The following is a 17,111-nucleotide window of genomic DNA, read 5'->3' as shown; positions in this document are numbered from 1 at the left end:
TGGACCGGCTACCGGCTCCGGCGGGATGGCACCATCGGAGGTGTGCCGGAGGGTGACACGGTCTTCCTGACCGGACGGCGCCTCGACGCGGCGCTCGCCGGCCGGGTACTGGTGCGGGGTGAACTGCGGCACCCCGCGTTGAGCGCGGTCGACCTCGCCGGCCGGGCCGTCGTCGGGGCCGACTCGGTGGGCAAGCACCTCTTCGTGCGCTTCGACGACGGGCGGAGCCTGCACAGCCACCTCCGGATGGACGGGTCGTGGCGGCTGCACGGCCCCGGCGAGCGGTGGCGACGTCCCGCCCACGAGGTCAGGGCGGTGCTGGCGAACCAGGACCGGGTGGCGGTGGGGTTCCTGCTGCACGACCTCGCGCTGCTACCCACGGGGGAGGAGTCGTCGCTGGTCGGCCACCTCGGCCCCGACCTGCTGGGGCGGACCTGGGGGGAGGCGGACCGCCGGGAGGCCGAACGCCGGCTCGCCGCGCATCCCGGACGAGCCGTCGGCGAGGCACTGCTCGACCAACGGGTGATGGCCGGTGTGGGCAACCTCTACCAGTGCGAGATCTGCTTCCTCCTCCGCGTGTCGCCGTGGACGAGGGTGGCCGACGTCGACCCGGCCGCCACCGTCGACCTCGCCAGGAGGCTGCTGGCGGCCAACGCGTGGCGCTGGGAGCAGAGCACCACGGGCTCGTTGCGCCGCGACCAGCGGCACTGGGTGTACCGGCGGGCCGGCCTGGCGTGCGCGCGCTGCGGCACCGCGATCCGCCGGGGGACGCTGGGGGTGGGAGTTCAGGCCCGCACCGTCTACCACTGCCCCCGGTGCCAGCCAGCTCCCGAAGGGGCTCCCGGGCACTCCGCCCCGGCGGGAGCCGAGGGCTGACCCGGCATTCACGCCCTGGTGCGCGGGTGCTCGACGGCGGCAGCGGTCCGGACGGCTCAACCGGTCAGGCACCAGCGGTCGTCGCGCGGTCTCCCACTCCACGCCCGTTGTCCCCCCACCCCGTGCCGCCAGCCCCCCGGCCCGAGCGGGACCGGCCTCTCCCCCACCCCGGTCGCCGGGGCTCGGCGCCCTGTTCCCCGGGCAGCGGAGCAGGAGGTGAACACCGCGCGCCCCGAGGGACGGTGGCCACCGTGAGAGTGGACGATCGCGAGACGGTGCGGCACCAACACCTCGTCCGGGGCCGGCCGGGAGTCACGGCCACCGGCCGAGGGTTCCGCGAGGGAGCCGCCCCGAGCTCACCCGGCTGGCGGCCGGCGGGGCACCACGGCGCGGAGCCCGCGCAGCACCGGGTACAGGAGGACGACGACGAGCGCCCCCCAGGCCATCCCGCCGATCTCCACCCCACCGACGGTGAAGGTCAGCCCACCCACTCCGGCGACCAACGCGGCACCCGCCACCACGAGGTTCAGCGGATCCCGGAAGTCCACCTGGTGGTCGGACCAGACCCGGAAGCCGAGCATCGCGATGAGACCGAAGAGCACCAGGGCCACCCCGCCGATCACTCCTGGCGGGACGAGGACCACCGCCGCGCCAACGCGAGGTGAGAAGGACAGCACCACGGCCAGGACCGCCGCCGTGGCGCACGCGGCGGTGGAGTGCACCCTGCTCAGCGCCATCACGCCGATGTTCTCCCCGTAGGTGGTGGTCCCGACCCCGCCTCCCGCACCGGCCAGGCTGGTGGACAGCCCGTTGCCGATGAGCACGTCGCCGGCGTGACGGTCGAGGTCACGTCCGGTGACCGCGGCGACGGCCTTCAGGTGGCCGAGGTTCTCCGCGAGGACGGTGATCACCACGGGTAGGACCAGCAGCGACACCGAGGGCGTGATGACCGGTGTGACCAGTTCGGGCAGACCGGTCCACGGGATGTCGAGGAGTTCGGGGGCGTTCTCCAGGGGCCCGGACAGCCAGGACGCGGTCCAGCCCACCGCGATGCCGAGCACCACGGCCAGACGGCGCCACAGCCCGCGACCCACGACCGCCGCGACGACGATCGTCAGGAGTGTCACCCCGGCGACCACGGGCTGCGCCGAGACACTGGCGGTGGCGTGGGGGGCCATCCCGAGCCCGACGAGGACCACGACGGCCCCGGTCACCACCGGTGGCAGCAACACCTCCACCAGACCGACGCCCAACGCCTTGACCGCCACCCCGAGCATCACCAACGTCACGCCCGCCACCAGCACCCCACCGAGCATCGCCGAGGGCTCCGCCCCCGCCTCGGAAGCCGCCAGGAGCGGACCGACATACGCGAACGAAGCGCCCAGGTACCCGGGAACACGGTTGCGGGTGACCACCAGGAACAGCAGGGTGCCCAGACCGGAGAACAACAACGTCGTGGTCACCGGGAAGCCCGTGATCGTCGGCACGAGGACGGTGGCGCTGAACATCGCCGCCACGTGTTGCGCCCCGAAGCCCAAGGTCAGCGGCCAGCCCAACCGTTCCTCCGGCGCGACCACCCCGCCCGTCCCGGTGACGTCCTCCGCTCGCACCCGCCACAACGGCATGCCGACACCTCCCCGTGCGAGGTCGCATCCTGCCACCACGCGGCGCCCGCCGTCCGCCGAACACGACCGGCGGCCCCGCCCGCGCGCCCACCGGCATCCACACCGACGGTCCACGCGGACCGGAGGTTCAGGCCGCCGAGCTCACCCGAGGCGGAAGGAGGCGACGCCGATCACGGCGACACCACCTCGCGAACGGTCACAGCGCGGTGATGTGGTGTTCCGGGCTGTCCAGCCACAGCACGTGGCGACCGTCGGTGGTGACGGTCAGGCCGTACCGGTCGATCTCAGGACGGCCCGCGACGTCCCAGGTCTCCAGCACGGGTTCCACCTCGTCCCACAGGCGACGGCTCCCGGCCTGGTGCACCGTCGCCGGATGCTCACCGAGGTCGACGCGCACCCACGACCCGGATGCCGGATGCACCCACCGGTACGAGACCACCTGCTCGTCCTCGCCGAGGAACACGAGGCGGCCGTGTTCGGCGATCAGGGAGGTGAAGAACGCCGCCGTCGACAATTCGAGCCCCTTCGGGACCGTGACGGAACGCGTGTCGTCCGCGCTGCCCCCGGTCTCCTCGAGAACGCGACGGCCGCTCCACCTCGGCTGGTAGCCGTGGGAACGCAGCGGCATGAACCCCGCTGCCCCCAAGAACCGGCCGTGAACGGCGCCGTCCGGGGCGCGGCGCAGCAGCGCGATGCCCGTCGAGACGGTGACCAGGATCGCGCCGTCCGCCGTGAGCTGGTCCAGCCATGCTCCGGGCACGCGGTCCACACCGCAGGTCGCCATGATCCTGTCGAACGGCGCCCGTTCGGGCACACCGGCAGCGCCGTCGCCGCACACCACGGTGGGCGCGTAGCCGGTGACGTCGAGCGCTGCGCGAGCCGTGTTGATCAGCTCGCCGTCCACATCGATCGTGGTCACCTGCTCGTCGCCGACGAACCTGGCCAGCAAGGCCGCGTTGTAGCCGGTACCCGTACCGACTTCGAGCACACGGTGGCCAGGGCGCAGATCGAGCGCGGCCAGCATGGACGCCATCATGCTCGGTTCGGTGGACGAGCTGATGGGGTTGCCGTCATCGTCGAACCGCGTGATCAAGGTGTCGTTCGAGTACGCGGCCGCCATCGCCTCAGCACGCCGGACCGGGTCGGGATCGTGGACGTCGTAGTGGGTGAAGCTGCCTGTCACCGGGTCGAACAAGGCGAACCGGGGCGCGAAGACGTGGCGGTCGACGACGCGGAACACCTCGGGCCAGGTCCGCGAGGGCAGCTCTGCTGCGAGCTGGTCGGCCAAACCCGCGCGCAACGCGGGGATGTCCTGGTGGGGCGTGGTCATGCGGCATCCGTTCTGGTGAGTTCATCGGTCCACGCTTCCGTCACCACGTGATGCGCGAGCACCTGCTGTGGCTGCCGCACGTCGTCGAGTGGCCGACGGTGGACCTTCGCGTGGTGCCGATGGGTGTGGGCTGGCATCCCGGGCTCGAGGGTGCGTTCGGCATCGTCGAGCGCGGGGGCGATGACGCGCCAGTGGTGCGGTTGGAGACACGGCGGTCCGCCCTGTTCCTCCATGAAGCCAAGGATGTCGGCGCGTACCAGGAAGCGGCGGACAGGGTGCGGGAAGTCGCGATGAGCCCGGACGACACCTGCGCACTCATCGCTGACGTGATCGGGAGAATGGAGAGGAGATCATGACGGTGCACCACGAGCCGGAGCACTGGCGGAAGGCACGCCGGTCGCGGAATGGTTCCGCCCGCGTCGAGGTCGGCCGGTTCGCCGACGGTGTCGCGGTGCGGGACACCAAAGATCGGGCCGCTGGCCACGTCACCGTTACGGGCCCACGGTGGTCCTCTTTCCCGCGCGCCATCCAGGCCGGCCGTGACGACCGGTGAACACGCGCTGGACGGCCCCCGCCCCACATCGTGGCGAGAGGCCGTCTCGTCGCTGCCGAGGCCGACGAGGACCGCCACAACGGCATGCCGACACCTCCCCGCGCGAGGTCGCATCCTGCCACCACGCGGCGCCCGCCGTCCGCCCAACACCACCGGCGGCCCGCCCGCGCGCCCACCGGCATCCACACCGACGTCCCACGCGGACCGGAGGTTCAGGCCGCCGAGCTCACCCGAAGCGGAAGGAGGCGACGCCGAACGCCGTCCCCGCGAGGCCGCTCCCGAGGCGGGAGGGACTCCAGTGCTCATTCCGGCCGGGTTCCTGGCACCGCCAGCCCAGCGCACCCCTCCGGCGCGCACCCGGGCCGAACCCGCCCTCCTGACGGCTCCACCCGGCCTGCCGCACATGGTCCGAGAGTGGGAACCGGGCTGCCGGCCCCCGGGGCCGAGGGTGGGGGTACGGGAAGGGGGAACCCCGGTCAGAGCCGGGGTGAGCGGGACAGCTCCCGCAGCCCGGCGGCGAGCCCGTCGAGGTAGTCCGCGGCCTCGGTGAGCGCCGGCGCGGAGGTGTCGTGGTCATGGGCTGCGACGGTGCGACCCGCCGTGGCCACCAACCGCCCGAAGCCGTCCACGCCGTCGTGGAGCCTGGCGGCCAACCGGTCGATGTCCCCGGCCAGGGCGGCACGTTCCGAGGCGGGAGAGGCATCCCTGGCCCGCTCGACCGCCTGGAGCCGAGCGGCGGCCGCCCGAGCCGCGTCACCCGCCTCCCGCGCGGTCCCCCGAATCCTCCGCACGGACTCCTCCGGGACGAGCGGCGCCCCGCCGACCGGGGTGGACAACTGGTGGAGCAACTCCGCGAGACTGGCCTCCGCGTCGGCGAGCCGCCGCATCGGCTTGTGCGCGGCGGAACCCGGATCGGGCAGGGGCGGCGGAGGTGGCGGTGCCACCGCCTCCTCGGGCAGCGGGGTCCGGTACAGCCGGACTGTCCGCACGCCGGAGGACACCGCGCTCGCCCCGATCAGGGCGCTCACCCCGCCCACGACGACCTCGGACGTCTCCAGCCCTGGCTCGCTGCCCACGGTGAACGCGAACGCCCCGGCGAGGGCGGCTAAACCGGTCTTGACGTAGAGGCCCCGCCGGGCCCGGCGCCGCTTGCGCAGCAGCTGGGCCCGCGGGTCACGCCACTTGTCCAGGCCCTGGCGGAACTTGCTGGCGATCAGGCCACCGGCCTGGTTCGCCACCGAAACGAGGTCGGACACGTCGCCCCTGCGATCCGCCACCTGGAGTCACACCCTCGGTCGCTCAGGCCTGGCCTGGCTGCTGCTGACCGGGCTGCTGGATGTTCTGCGGCTGGGCCGGCTGCGGCGCCGCGGCACCGCCACCCACCTGGCCAGCGGATCCCCCACCCATGCTGGCACGGATCTGCTCCAGCCTGGAGACACCGGCCATGTTCACCGAGGCCTGTTCGACCTCCATCATCCGCCCCTGGACCGAGTTCTTCGCCAGCTCCGTCTGCCCCATCGCCGTCGAGTACCGCTTCTCGATCTTGTCGCGGACCTCGTCGAGCGACGGGGTGTTCTTCGGGGCGGCGAGCTCGCTCATCTGCTGGAGGGAGCTGGACACCTGCTCCTGCATCTTCGCCTGCTCCAGCTGGCTGAGCAGCTTGGTGCGCTCGGCGATCTTCTGCTGGAGCTGCATGGCGTTGCGCTCCACCGCCTGCTTGGCCTCGTTGGCGGCCTGGAGCGCGGAGTCGTGGAGGCTCTTGAGGTCCTCGATCTCCTGCTCGGCGCTGACCAGCTGGGCCGCGAACGCCTGGGCGCTGTTCTCGTACTGCTGTGCCTTCTCCAGGTCACCCTGGTTCCTGGCGTCATCGGCCATCACCAGTGCCTGCCTGGCCGAGGCCTGGAGCTTCTCGACGTCCCCAAGCCGCCGGTTGAGCTTCATCTCCAGCTGACGCTGGTTGCCGATCACGGCGGCGGCCTGCTGGGACAGCGCCTGGTGCTGCCGCTGCGCCTCCTCGATGGCCTGCTGGATCTGCACCTTCGGGTCCGCGTGCTCGTCGATCTTCGACGAGAACGCCGCCATGAGGTACTTCCAGAACTTCACGAACGGGTTGGCCATCTCCTCCGCCTGCCTTCTTCTGCTACCCGGCCGCCCGAGGCGACTATCCGGATAATCACCCGATGCCTGATTGCCTGTTCCATCGTGTCAGGTACCGTCGCGCGGTTCCAGCGACCCCGGAACATCTCGGGGCTGTCCCTGACCAGAGCCCGGGTCACCCCCCGCCGCCGAGAGCCGCTGAACCTCCACCAGCCCGGACCGCAAACCACGCAGTCGGTCGGCCAGGTCAGCCACCGGGTCACCGACGGTGACCGGGAGGGCACGGGCGGAGGTCAACTCGGCGATCTCCGTGCGGGACCGTTCCAGACCCGCCACCGCACCCCGCATCCTGGCGAGCAGCGTCTCCTTCGCCCCCTGCCGCGCCTCCGCGGCCCGGAGCCGGTCGGTGACGGAGGCGGCCGCGCCGGCCAGCTCGGCCCGGGTGACCTCGTCCGTCGCCTGGTCGGCGGCCTGGGACAGGCGCTGCGACTCGGCCCGCAGTTCGGGGGCCAGGTCCTGGCCCAACAGCTGGTCGAGCCTGGCCACCTCGGCCGCGCTGGACCGCACCTCCACCAGCACGAGCTCCACGTCGTCGTGGACACCCGACAGCTCGGGTCGACCCGCCGTGGCGGAGGTGATGGCGCGCGCCGCCCGCTCCGCCCGCTCCGCCCAGACCTGGGCGGGGCTACCGCGCACCGGGCGGGGCGCCTCGGCCGCGAGGCGCGGGGACGAGGTGCCGCTCCGGGATCGCCGCACGGCGACGAACAGCAGTGCCCCGCCCGCCAGCACGACGACCGCCAGTACCGCGACGAGGACTTCGAGAATCACTGGTGGTCCCCCACCCGCTCCGAGGGTTCTGACACGTCTCGAATTCCGGGTGCCCCACACCGTGACGTGTTATGACGTCGCTCCGTGGCCCCCGGTCAACGAAGTGCCCCCAATAGTAGTCAGGCGCACTCGCGTGGTGGTGCTGACCCGATCACCGGGTGGCAGCAGGCCGCGCGGGGGTGGCGGTCGTGACCCGGGTCCGAACCGGGAAGCGGCTCGTCAGGCCGCCACCACCACCTTGTTGGTGATGCGCATCGAGGAGTCGAGGCGTCCGCCGAGCACCGGGGCGACGGCGAACTCCGAGAACTGCTCCCCCACCACGGCGGGGACGAGCTCGTCCGACTGCTGGGCCTGCCGCGCGACCCGGGCCTCGGCGGTCGCCGGCTGGGCCACCCGGGCAGCGGCGCCGGGCACCGGCGTCGCCACCTGGCGGGTCCCGGCGTCGGACCGGATCTCGGTGGCCACGTCGTCGAGGAGCCTGGGCAGCTCCAGTTCCAGGGCGTCGCAGATGGCCGCGAGGAGCTCGCTGGAGGCCTCCTTGCGCCCCCGCTCGACCTCGGACAGGTAGCCCAGGCTGACCCGGGCGATCCTGGACACCTCACGCAGAGTGCGGCGCTGGGCCGTGCGTTCCTCACGCAGGCGCTCGCCGATGGCCTCCCGCAACAGAACGGCCATGCCGTGTCTCCTTCCACCCTGGATGTGTTCGACGGTTCACTGTCGGGCTGACGCGCCGGCAGCGCGCCGCGATCGAACGACGATCCAGTTGAGCGCGCCGTCCACTCCACCGTACCCAGCCGAGCCAATACGATCAGCAACTTCGGGTCAACGTCCGCCGAGGGCGAACGGGTTCCCGTCCAGCCAGTTCCCCCTGTTGTTTGCCTGATCGGGTTAACGGATCGCGACCGCCCGGCATTCCGGCCGGCGTCCGGGCGCCGGCCGGTGACCGGGCGCGACCGGGCCTTCCCCGTCCCTCACGCGGGTGGCGCCCGGTCCAGGGCCGCGCCGAGGGCGTCGAGAGCGGCGCGGACCGCCGCCGCGCGCACGCCGTGCCGGGAGCGGGACAGCCGGAGCGTACGGACCGTGACCTCGTCCGCGCCGGCCACCGCGACGTGCACGAGGCCGGGTGGGAGCCCGTTCTGCGGGTCCGGGCCGGCGACCCCGGTGAGCCCCAGACCCCAGTCCGCCCCGCAGCGCCGCCGAGCTCCCTCCGCGAGCCGCCTGGCGACCTCGGGGTGCACGGGCCCGTGCTCGTCGAGCACGGCGGTGTCGACGCCCGCGAGGCTGCCCTTCAGGTCGGTCCCGTACACGACGAGGCCGCCCCTGACGACCGCGCTGGCCCCGGGAACCGAGGTCAACAGCCCGGTGACCAGGCCCGCCGTCAGGGACTCGGCCGCGGCCACCGTCTCACCACGCTGGCGGAGCCTGTCCAGGAGGAGGGTGAGACGCTCCTCGTCCAGCCCGAACCCGGGCAGGGGCGAGTGGTCGTCCGCTCGGCTCACGCGGTACCCGCGAGCGCCCGCCGCCCCCGGGCGCGCATGCGCACGGCCCGAACCACGTAGTCGATCCCGGTCGCGAGGGTGAGCAGCAACGCCACCGCCATCACCGACCAGCGCACCAGGTCGAAGCCGTCGGAGAGCGGCAGCACGTACAGGCCGATGGCGACGATCTGGACGAGGGTCTTGAGCTTCCCTCCCCGGCTGGCGGGGATCACGCCGTGCCGGATCACCCAGAACCGCAGCAGGGTGACGCCGAGCTCGCGGACACCGATCGCGATGGTCACCCACCAGGGCAGCTCGCCGAGCACGCTGAGCCCCACCAGTGCCGCCCCGATCAGCGCCTTGTCGGCGATCGGGTCCGCGATCTTGCCGAAGTCCGTGATGAGGCCTCGGCGGCGGGCGAGGTCCCCGTCCAGGCGGTCGGTGATGGCCGCGAGCGCGAAGAGCCCGGCGGCGACCAGGCGCCAGGTCCCGCCCTCCGCCCCCACGAACAGGGCGACGAGGAAGAAGGGCACCAGGACGAGGCGGAAGACCGTCAGGGCGTTGGCGATGTTGACCACCGGGACGGCGGTCGGTGTCACGCCGGCGGGGTCGGCGGGCTCTGGCGCTTCCGCCTTCGCCCAGTCGGCGCCGGTCGGGGTTCCGGTGCTGTCCATGGTCGCGTCCTCGGCTGCCGTCACGGGTATCCCCTCGTCAGGACTTCCTGCGGCCGCACGATGAGGTCGACGCCCTCGGAATCGACCACCGTGGCCCGCACGAACTGGCCCACCTCGATTCCCTCAGCATCGGTGAGAACGCACTCCCCGTCGACTTCGGGCCCCTGGTGCTCCGCCCGACCGGTGCAGTCGCCCTCCTCGTCGGCGGTCCGCTCGACCAGCACCGTGACCTCCTCACCGACCCGTTCGGCGGCGCGTTGGGCGGTCAGCTCCTCCACGAGGGCGGAGACGCGCGTCACCCGCTCGGAGATCAGGTCCGGGTCCAGTTTGTCGGGGAATCCCGCCGCCTCGGTGTTCTCCTCGTCCGAGTAGCCGAAGACACCGACGACGTCCAGGCGGGCCGCAGTGAGGAACCGCTCCAGCTCCGCCACGTCGTCCTCGGTCTCGCCCGGGAACCCCAGGATGACGTTCGTCCGCAGACCGGCGGTCGGGGACAGCGCCCTGACGCTCTCGACGAGGCCCAGGAAGGACTCGGTCGACCCGAACCGGCGCATGCGGCGCAGCACCGACTCGCTGGAGTGCTGGAAGGAGAGGTCGAAGTACGAGGCCACCCCCGGTGTGGTGGCGATGGCGCTCACCAGACCCGGCCGGGTCTCCGCGGGCTGGAGGTAGGAGACGCGCACCCGGTCGATCCCCGGGACCTCGGCCAGGCGGGGGAGCAGCTTCTCCAACGCCCGCAGGTCCCCGAGGTCCTTGCCGTAGGAGGTCGAGTTCTCACTGACCAGGAAGAGTTCCCGCACCCCTGACACGGCCAACCACTCGGCCTCGGCCACCACGTCGTCGGTGGGGCGGGAGACGAAGGAGCCCCGGAAGCTCGGGATCGCGCAGAAGGAGCACCGCCGGTCGCAGCCGGAGGCGAGCTTCAGCGGGGCGACCGGGGACTTGTCGAGGCGGCGGCGCGGCACCCTCGGCCCCCAGGCGTGGCCGGGAACGGCCACCTGCTCGGCCGAGCCGGCCAGGGCGGAGGGGCGCTCGACCGGCGAGATCGGCAGCAGGCGACGGCGGTCACCCGGGGTGTGGGAGGCCACCGCGTTCCCGGCCAGCACCTCGTCGAGCCGGTTGGCCATGTCCGGGTAGTGGTCGAAGCCGAGGACGGCGTCAGCCTCGGGGAGGCTGTCGGCGAGTTCCTTGCCGTACCGCTCGGCCATGCACCCCACCGCGACCACCTTGGCTCCGGTGTCGGCCGCGGCGAGCAGGGTGTCCACCGAATCCTTCTTGGCGGACTCGATGAAGCCGCAGGTGTTGACCAGCACGACGGAGGGGGTGTCCTCCCCGCTGGCGTCGGTGTCGACGAGCTCCCAGCCCGCACCGCTGAGGCGGCCGGCCAACTCCTCGGAGTCGACCTCGTTGCGGGAGCAGCCCAGGGTGACGACGGCGACGCGGCGGGGTGGTTCGGGGGTTGGCACGAGGTCAGGGTAACGGGGCCCGTCCACCCGTCCGGTGGGGCGAGGGCCGCCAGGTGCCGGACGGCTCGGGGCCGGTCACCACCGCACGGGTGGTGAACCAGGCGGATAGGCTTGCTGAACGTGCAGGTAGCCGAGGACGAACCACTGGTGGTCCGGCGTGCCCGGGTGGGTGACGTGCGAGCCGTCAAACGACTGGTCGACGCCTATGCGGGCAAGGTGCTGCTGGCGAAGGAGCTCGTCGCCCTCTACGAGGGGGTGCAGGAGTTCTGGGTGGCCGAGACCGGCGGCGACATCGTCGGATGCGGCGCGCTGCACGTCCTCTGGGAGGACCTCGCCGAGATCAGGACCGTCGCGGTGGCCCCCGAGGCCGCCGGGCGGGGTGTGGGCCGAGCGGTGGTGAGCAGGCTGGTGGAGGTCGCGATCGAGCTCGGCCTGCGGCGGATCTTCGTGTTGACCTTCGAGACCGCGTTCTTCGCGCGGCTGGGCTTCCGCGAGATCTCCGGCACGCCGGTGTCCGCCGAGGTGTACGAGGAGATGCGGCACTCGGTGGACGAGGGGGTCGCGGAGTTCCTCGACCTGCCCTACGTCAAACCCAACACCCTGGGGAACAGCCGGATGCTGCTCGAACTGCCCGCCGAGGAGCAGGAGCGCCCGGGGCCCACGTCGCCCGGTCCGCGTGTGACCCCCACCTGACCCGCGTCTGACCCGCGTCTGACCCGTGGGAGCCGCGCCTGGCCCCGGCCTGGTCCGGTCCTGACCCGACGGGACCCGCCCGACCGGGTGGATCCCGCGACGCCGGCCCACCCGCGGCGGCACCGTCCCGTCGGGTTGACGGCCCGCCAGGGCGGAGCCCGGTCCGGACGGGACGCGCGGCGGCGGTTCCGGCTGCCGCCTCCCCCACCTGGCCACGGCGCCGGCGGTGCGGGTGCCTCGGAGCCCGCTCCCGCTCCGGTGGGCGGCCACATCCGGTGCGGCGAGGCCCTCGGGGAAGGCGGCGCGAGCCCGTGCCCGGTGTGGTGACGGGGTCGGCGGCGTGGCGCCGCTTCGGGCCGCCGCCATTCGCGAGCGCCCTCATCGGACTCCGCCAGTGCCCCGTGCCGACCATCCACCGTGGACCACGAGCACGTCGGTCGAGGACCCCGGGCCTCGTGGGCGGCGCACGCCGCGGGCGAACCCCTGATCCCCGGTTCGGGAACCCCTGCCCACACCCGGGAAACCGCCCCAGGACCCCCACCACCCGGAGTTATCAAACGAACACCCAATGTTTATCGGAGCCACATCGCATGACGGTTCCGCGCGGGGAATCGGTCGGCTAAGAATTGTGATCACTTCGACATCCCAGCGACCCGCCGGCATCCGGTTCCCGCGTTCCCCGGGGGGCCAGGCCCGTCGCGGTCGCCTTCCCCGCCCAGGAGATCGCATGTCCTCCAGATCCCCGCGCCGTGCCCTGCGAACGCTCATCGCCTCCGTTCTCGCGACGATGGCGTTGCTGGTGGGAGGGGGAGTCGCCCACGCCTCCCTCCCGCCGGCCGAACTGCGACAGGTGACCGACGACTACCTGTTCACCCAGAGCCTGCCCTTGTTCGTCCAACTCCGGTCGCAGCGCCCGCACGCGCCCCAGCTCGACTGGTCGTCGGACGGTTGTTCGTACTCCCCCGACGAGCCTTTCGGGTACGAGTTCCTGAACTCCTGCCACCGGCACGATTTCGGCTACCGCAACTACAAACTCCAGAACCGGTTCACCTCGGCCAACAGGAAGGCCATCGACGACCGGTTCCGTGACGACATGTACTCCGTGTGCTCCTCCGCCGTGTGCCGCCGCACGGCGGACGTCTACTACTGGGCAGTCCGGGCCTTCGGTGGTTCGGGCACCACCACCGCCGAGGCGATCGAGCGGGCCCTGCACGAGCCCTCGGTCCAGGCACGGCTCGCCGAGCTCGGTTCCCGCTGACCGGGCGCCGCCCCTTCCGCCGCCGTCGGCCGGGTCCCCACCGGTACGACGGCGGTCGCGGCCGCCGGTGCGCGTGCCGGTCCACGAGGGACGGTGGACCGGGCGCGACGGTCCGCGGCGCGGTCGGCACGGGTGGGCCCGCGCCGTTCGCCCCCGTTCACCCCCCCCCGGCCAGGCACCCGTCATCGGCTGGCTCCGCCGGTTGGCTGCAATCGTCCCGTCCCGATCAGCACAGTCCTTCCGACTGGAGGTCCGATGGTGACGCCACGGGGTGTCAGGACACTGCTCTGCGCCGCACTGGTGACGCTGCCCCTGGCCGCGCTACCGACCGCCACCGCCGCCCCCGATCCGGGGCCCCCGCCGGGGCGGCACTCCCCGAGGACGGTCCCGCGGCGTCCTCGCGGATCGAACCCGACCTGTGGGCGGCCCCGGGCGGGAGCGCGGCGGACCTCGGTTTCACGGTCAGCAGCAGCACGACCGCCGTCGCCCCGGGACTCGAGTTGACCGAGTTCGCCCGTTTCGACCCGAACGGCTGGGTGGAGGGCGACGTGCTCACCGCCGACCTGAGCGGGACCGGGCTGCGTCCCACCTACCTCCACCCCGGCTCGGTGTCCGACCGCGCGCCGCTCTCGGAGCAGGTGGCCTCGGCCGGAGCGGTCGCCGGGGTCAACGCCGACTTCTTCGACATCAACGCCACCGGCGCTCCTCTCGGGGTGGGCATCGACGACGGCACGTTGCGGCACGCCCCGGCCGACGGTCGCAACCTGACCGCCACCTTCACCGAGGAGGGCCTGGCCTCCCTCACGGAGGTCTTCCTGGAGGCCTCGGTGACCCTTCCCGGTGGGGAGTCCGTCCCGGCGAGCAACTTCAACTCGCCGGTCGTGGCCGACGGCGGCATCGGCGTGTTCACCCCGCTGTGGGGGGAGTCCGACCGGACGACGGCCGTCGTCGGCGCCGACCGCGTCTCGGAGGTGGAGGTCCGGGACGGACGAGTGGTCGCGGTCCGGGAGGCGCCATCCGCCGGGCCGGTGGCCGACGGGAGCCAGTTCCTCCTCGGCCGTGACGGCGGGGCGGACCTCCTCGGCGCGCTGTCGGTCGGGGACGCGGTGGGACTGGACGTCGACGTGCGCTCGGACGTCGAGGACATCGCCGTCGCCGTCGGCGGGAACCGGGTCCTGGTCAGGGACGGTGCGGTCCTGCCGGTCGACGACGTGGCCCTGCACCCGAGGACGGCGGTGGGCTTCTCGGAGGACGGCGAGCGCTTCTGGCTGGTCACCATCGACGGACGGCAGGCGAGCAGCCGGGGGATGACGGAGCGGGAGCTGGGCCACTACCTGCGGTCGCTGGGAGCGCACCACGCCCTCAACCTCGACGGCGGCGGTTCCTCCACGATGCTGGCCCGCCCCGTGGGCGACGCCGAACCCAGTGTCCGCAACTCGCCGTCGGACGGCGGCGAGCGGACGGTGCCCAACGGGCTGGGTCTGGTGACGCCGGAGGGCAGCGGCGAACTGACCGGCTACCGCGTGGAACCCGCCGTCACCGGTGCCGACTCGGAGCGGGTCCTCGGCGGGCTCGGCCGCCGGCTCGTGGCCCACGGCCACGACGAGACCGGCGCGGCCGTCGCCGCCACCCCGAGGTGGTCGGTCACCCCGCAACGGCTCGGTCAGGTCGGTCGCGGTGTGTTCCGGGCCCGTCCGGGCGCGCCGGGTGTCGACGGCCCCCGAACGGTCACCGTCGCGGCCGGCCGGGACGGCACTCGCTCGGAGGTGGAACTGAGGGTGTTGGGCACCCCGGTCCGGTTGGGTACCGACGTCGGTCAGGTCGCCCTCGCCGGTGACGGCGCCGTCGGGCACTTCACGGTCCTCGGGTACGACGGCGACGGGTTCGGCACGTGGGTCGAACCGGCCGACGTGTCGCTGGACTACGACCGGGACGTCGTGCGGATCACCCCGCACGAGGACGGTTTCGCCGTCACCGCCCTGGTGCCCAGCGGATCGACCGTGGTCGAGGCGACCGTCGGCGGACTGCGCGCCGCCGTCGGGGTGTCGGTCGGGACCGAGGACCACGTGCTGTCCAGCATGGACGACCTCGCCGCCTGGCAGGCCACCGGCTTCCCCGCCGTCGTCGACTCGGCGATCTCCTCGGCTCCCGGCCGCGACGGCGGCACCGGGATCGCCCTGGACTACGGGTTCACCGGCACCACGGCGACCAGGGCCGCCTACGTCGCCGCCCGGGGTGACCTCGCACTGCCGGCGGGCACCCAGCGGATCGGGGTGTGGATCAACGGGGACGGGCGCGGGGCGTGGCCGAGGCTGGACCTCCGGGACAACGGTGGGGTGGCCACGATCCTGGACCTCGCCGCCGCCGTGGACTGGACGGGCTGGCGCTACGTGGAGGCGACCGTGCCGGGAGGACTGGCCGGTCCGCTGCGGGTGCACCGCGTCTACCTCGCCGAGACCGACGGGAACAGCCAGTACGAGGGCAGGGTGGTCTTCGACGACCTCACCGCCGCTGTCTCCCCCGTCGCCGAGGTACCGCCACCCGGTGCTCCCCGGGACCCCTCGGTGCTGGGCGCGGCCCCGCGGGGGCCGGCGGGAGGCCTGCGGGTGGCCGTGGTCAGCGACGCCCAGTTCACCGCCGACTCCCCGGACGGCGAGGCGGCCAGGCAGGCGAGGAGGTCCTTCCGCGAGGCGTTGGCGTCCGAGCCGGATGTGGTGTTGATCAACGGCGACCTGGTGGACCGGGGGTTCGCCGAGGACTTCGCGGTGGCCCGCCGGATCCTCGACGAGGAGTTGGGCGACTCCGTGCCCTGGTACTACGTGCCCGGCAACCACGAGATCTCCGGCCCGGGTGACATCAGCGAGTTCCAGGCCGCGTTCGGCGCTCCCTTCCAGGTCGCCGACCACGGGGGAATTCGGATGGTGTTGCTGAACAGCGCGTACGGCACGCTGCGCGGTGGCGGGTTCGACCAGGTGGAGATGCTGCGGGACGCCCTGGACTCGGCGGTGTCCGACCCGGACGTGGACGGGGTCCTCGTGGCGATGCACCACCCGACCGTCGACCCGGGGCCCGCGGCGAACTCGCGGCTCGCCGACTCCAGGGAGGCCGACCTCATCGCCGGGTGGCTGACGGAGTTCGAACTGGAGTCCGGCAAACCCGCCGCCGTCATCACCGCCCACGCGGGACTGTTCCACGCCTCGCGGGTGGATGGCGTGCCCTACTGGATCAACGGCAACGCCGGCAAGGGCCCGTCGGCGCGGCCCGAGTCGGGCGGCTTCACGGGGTGGAGCCTGCTGCACCTGGACCCGAGCCGGGAGGAGCTGCCGATGCGCGTCGAGATGCGTCCGCACGTGGACGGGCTGTCGGTCGAGGTCCCGGACGAGCTGGCGATCGGCGGGACCGGCGAGGTGGTGGCCGAGGTCCACCAGGACGGCCGGACCGTCCCGGTGGCCTACCCGGTGGCCGGGTCGTGGTCCGGCTCGGACGGACTGCACGTCGCTGGCGCCTCGACCTCCGAGCCCGGCCCGGAACACGTGGCCTCCTTCGACCCGGCCACCGGTCAGGTCCGGGGGCTTCGGGCGGGGACGGCGTCCCTCGAACTGGCGGTGAACGGGGTGACGGAGCGGGTGCGGGTGACCGTGCGCTGATCTCGCCCAGGGTGACCGCCGCCCGCCCTTGACGCCAGACCTCGACGGCCCCGGGAACCGCTCCGGTTCCCTGGGCCGTCCGCCGCGCGGGGACGGCACACGGCCCAGGTCGATGACCAGGCGAAACCTGGACGCGCTCCGCGCGCGCGGTCTCCACGAAACGGTGTGCGGACACGAAGTTCGCGCCTGGGTCCGATTCGGATCGACGGTGTTCCCGAAGTGCCCCTCACACCCTTCTCACGCCTGCTAACTTCACAGAGGGGAATCACCAGCCGGCGGTGTGTGCACCGTCCCCGCCCGGCTGACGAGCATCGGAAGGGCCGCGGATGGCGACCGAACAGGGTGGGGAGCGCCTCGTCGCGTCACCGGACGCCGTGGGCACCGTCGACCGCCGGACCGCGCGCTCGCCCTCGCTGGTCCCGCGCGAGCACGCGGTCCGGGCGCCGGGTCGCCGGCACGCGCCCACCGCGCGGCGGGAGGCGATCCACTGGCCGTCAGCGCCGGCCCCGTGGTCCTCGCCCGCACGGAGAGCGTGCCCGCTCGTCGGTTCCCCCGAGGTCGGGTCGAGCGGCGGCGACTCCGCTCC

At 73.0% G+C, this 17,111-nt stretch carries 15 protein-coding genes; 6 read left to right on the top strand and 9 right to left on the bottom strand.

From position 1 onward, the window contains the following. Positions 1-42: 42 nt before the first annotated feature. Positions 43-876, top strand: a complete 834-nt coding sequence (locus G443_RS23710) for a DNA-formamidopyrimidine glycosylase family protein (protein ID WP_026420001.1) — start codon at positions 43-45, stop codon at positions 874-876. 356 nt (positions 877-1,232) lie between these two features. Here the strand turns inward: G443_RS23710 and G443_RS23705 are convergent, their stop codons facing one another. Then, positions 1,233-2,501: a uracil-xanthine permease family protein gene (locus tag G443_RS23705; RefSeq protein ID WP_030105843.1), complete on the bottom strand. Its 1,269-nt coding sequence runs from the start codon at positions 2,499-2,501 to the stop codon at positions 1,233-1,235. A 196-nt stretch (positions 2,502-2,697) separates the two neighbouring features. Further along, complete coding sequence (locus G443_RS23700; protein ID WP_026419999.1) at positions 2,698-3,831, bottom strand: methyltransferase domain-containing protein; 1,134 nt, start codon at positions 3,829-3,831, stop codon at positions 2,698-2,700. A 50-nt stretch (positions 3,832-3,881) separates the two neighbouring features. Between G443_RS23700 and G443_RS23695 the strand changes: the two genes are divergently transcribed. Further along, a complete protein-coding gene (locus tag G443_RS23695; RefSeq protein WP_156038480.1) occupies positions 3,882-4,187 on the top strand; it encodes a Scr1 family TA system antitoxin-like transcriptional regulator in 306 nt (101 codons plus the stop codon). Beyond that, positions 4,184-4,384, top strand: coding sequence for a DUF397 domain-containing protein (locus tag G443_RS23690; protein ID WP_026419997.1), 201 nt, complete (start codon positions 4,184-4,186; stop codon positions 4,382-4,384). The genes G443_RS23695 and G443_RS23690 overlap by 4 nt, the downstream gene beginning before the upstream one ends. 476 nt (positions 4,385-4,860) lie before the next feature. Here the strand turns inward: G443_RS23690 and pspM are convergent, their stop codons facing one another. The 7 genes from pspM to rimO form a co-directional block, all read right to left on the bottom strand. Further along, complete coding sequence (pspM, locus tag G443_RS23685; RefSeq protein WP_103056426.1) at positions 4,861-5,661, bottom strand: phage shock envelope stress response protein PspM; 801 nt, start codon at positions 5,659-5,661, stop codon at positions 4,861-4,863. A gap of 22 nt (positions 5,662-5,683) precedes the next feature. After that, positions 5,684-6,502, bottom strand: a complete 819-nt coding sequence (locus tag G443_RS23680) for a PspA/IM30 family protein (protein ID WP_035274800.1) — start codon at positions 6,500-6,502, stop codon at positions 5,684-5,686. 87 nt (positions 6,503-6,589) lie between these two features. Then, complete coding sequence (locus G443_RS23675) at positions 6,590-7,309, bottom strand: hypothetical protein (protein ID WP_026419996.1); 720 nt, start codon at positions 7,307-7,309, stop codon at positions 6,590-6,592. Between the two features lie 219 nt (positions 7,310-7,528). After that, entirely contained in the window at positions 7,529-7,984 is a 456-nt protein-coding gene (locus G443_RS23670; protein WP_026419995.1) for a helix-turn-helix domain-containing protein, read from the bottom strand. Between the two features lie 296 nt (positions 7,985-8,280). After that, a complete protein-coding gene (locus G443_RS23665; protein WP_245588919.1) occupies positions 8,281-8,766 on the bottom strand; it encodes a CinA family protein in 486 nt (161 codons plus the stop codon). Between the two features lie 38 nt (positions 8,767-8,804). Continuing rightward, positions 8,805-9,461 (bottom strand): CDP-diacylglycerol--glycerol-3-phosphate 3-phosphatidyltransferase, encoded by a 657-nt coding sequence (gene pgsA / locus G443_RS23660; protein WP_245588906.1) that lies wholly within the window; start codon positions 9,459-9,461, stop codon positions 8,805-8,807. A 20-nt stretch (positions 9,462-9,481) separates the two neighbouring features. Beyond that, a complete protein-coding gene (rimO, locus tag G443_RS23655) occupies positions 9,482-10,927 on the bottom strand; it encodes a 30S ribosomal protein S12 methylthiotransferase RimO (RefSeq protein WP_026419992.1) in 1,446 nt (481 codons plus the stop codon). Positions 10,928-11,038: 111 nt separating this feature from the next. On the opposite strand from rimO, the gene G443_RS23650 reads away from it, so the two are divergent. The 3 genes from G443_RS23650 (at position 11,039) to G443_RS23640 (ending at position 16,525) form a co-directional block, all read left to right on the top strand. After that, positions 11,039-11,620 (top strand): amino-acid N-acetyltransferase, encoded by a 582-nt coding sequence (locus G443_RS23650; RefSeq protein WP_026419991.1) that lies wholly within the window; start codon positions 11,039-11,041, stop codon positions 11,618-11,620. A 727-nt stretch (positions 11,621-12,347) separates the two neighbouring features. Continuing rightward, on the top strand, positions 12,348-12,878 hold the full coding sequence (locus tag G443_RS23645) for a phospholipase (protein ID WP_026419990.1): 531 nt from the start codon (positions 12,348-12,350) through the stop codon (positions 12,876-12,878). A gap of 500 nt (positions 12,879-13,378) precedes the next feature. After that, positions 13,379-16,525, top strand: coding sequence for a phosphodiester glycosidase family protein (locus tag G443_RS23640; protein WP_253860278.1), 3,147 nt, complete (start codon positions 13,379-13,381; stop codon positions 16,523-16,525). The last annotated feature ends 586 nt before the right edge of the window (positions 16,526-17,111 follow it).

It is taken from the genome of Actinoalloteichus caeruleus DSM 43889 (genome assembly GCF_000429185.2).
GTDB lineage: Bacteria > Actinomycetota > Actinomycetes > Mycobacteriales > Pseudonocardiaceae > Actinoalloteichus_B > Actinoalloteichus_B caeruleus.
Note: the sequence above shows the minus strand (reverse complement) of the source record. Positions and strands in the feature narration are given on the sequence as shown.